At 47.6% G+C, this 1,860-nt stretch carries 1 rRNA gene; it reads right to left on the reverse strand.

Features of this window, described 5'->3' with window-relative positions:
• Positions 1–159 precede the first annotated feature (159 nt).
• A 16S ribosomal RNA gene (locus tag F1592_RS13165) occupies positions 160–1,710 on the reverse strand.
• Positions 1,711–1,860: the final 150 nt, after the last annotated feature.

The raw sequence follows: 1,860 nt of genomic DNA on the forward strand, positions 1-1,860 counted from the left end.
AATCAATAAACAAACAATCACATCATAATAGTATATCAAAATATAATTTTGAATGCAATGTTCATTTAGTGGTTGAATGTTTAAACTAAACATTCAAAACTGAATACAATATGTCACGTTATTCCTCATCTCTACGAGATGTTCCGAATATATCCTTAGAAAGGAGGTGATCCAGCCGCACCTTCCGATACGGCTACCTTGTTACGACTTCACCCCAATCATTTGTCCCACCTTCGACGGCTAGCTCCAAATGGTTACTCCACCGGCTTCGGGTGTTACAAACTCTCGTGGTGTGACGGGCGGTGTGTACAAGACCCGGGAACGTATTCACCGTAGCATGCTGATCTACGATTACTAGCGATTCCAGCTTCATGTAGTCGAGTTGCAGACTACAATCCGAACTGAGAACAACTTTATGGGATTTGCTTGACCTCGCGGTTTCGCTGCCCTTTGTATTGTCCATTGTAGCACGTGTGTAGCCCAAATCATAAGGGGCATGATGATTTGACGTCATCCCCACCTTCCTCCGGTTTGTCACCGGCAGTCAACTTAGAGTGCCCAACTTAATGATGGCAACTAAGCTTAAGGGTTGCGCTCGTTGCGGGACTTAACCCAACATCTCACGACACGAGCTGACGACAACCATGCACCACCTGTCACTTTGTCCCCCGAAGGGGAAGGCTCTATCTCTAGAGTTGTCAAAGGATGTCAAGATTTGGTAAGGTTCTTCGCGTTGCTTCGAATTAAACCACATGCTCCACCGCTTGTGCGGGTCCCCGTCAATTCCTTTGAGTTTCAACCTTGCGGTCGTACTCCCCAGGCGGAGTGCTTAATGCGTTAGCTGCAGCACTAAGGGGCGGAAACCCCCTAACACTTAGCACTCATCGTTTACGGCGTGGACTACCAGGGTATCTAATCCTGTTTGATCCCCACGCTTTCGCACATCAGCGTCAGTTACAGACCAGAAAGTCGCCTTCGCCACTGGTGTTCCTCCATATCTCTGCGCATTTCACCGCTACACATGGAATTCCACTTTCCTCTTCTGCACTCAAGTTTTCCAGTTTCCAATGACCCTCCACGGTTGAGCCGTGGGCTTTCACATCAGACTTAAAAAACCGCCTACGCGCGCTTTACGCCCAATAATTCCGGATAACGCTTGCCACCTACGTATTACCGCGGCTGCTGGCACGTAGTTAGCCGTGGCTTTCTGATTAGGTACCGTCAAGACGTGCACAGTTACTTACACGTATGTTCTTCCCTAATAACAGAGTTTTACGATCCGAAGACCTTCATCACTCACGCGGCGTTGCTCCGTCAGGCTTTCGCCCATTGCGGAAGATTCCCTACTGCTGCCTCCCGTAGGAGTCTGGACCGTGTCTCAGTTCCAGTGTGGCCGATCACCCTCTCAGGTCGGCTACGTATCGTCGCCTTGGTAAGCCGTTACCTTACCAACTAGCTAATACGGCGCGGGTCCATCTATAAGTGATAGCAAAACCATCTTTCACTATCGAACCATGCGGTTCGAAATATTATCCGGTATTAGCTCCGGTTTCCCGAAGTTATCCCAGTCTTATAGGTAGGTTACCCACGTGTTACTCACCCGTCCGCCGCTAACGTCAAAGGAGCAAGCTCCTTATCTGTTCGCTCGACTTGCATGTATTAGGCACGCCGCCAGCGTTCATCCTGAGCCAGGATCAAACTCTCCATAAAAATTTATGATGTTTGATTAGCTCATAATACTAAATAGTGTTTGTAACATTTAAGTTACAGTTTTTGGAATTAACGTTGACAAATTGTCATTCAGTTTTCAATGTTCAATAATAATGGAGCGGGTGATGGGAATCGAACCCACAACATCAG

This window comes from Staphylococcus sp. GDX7P312P (assembly GCF_008385775.1).
Taxonomy (GTDB): Bacteria; Bacillota; Bacilli; order Staphylococcales; family Staphylococcaceae; genus Staphylococcus; species Staphylococcus haemolyticus.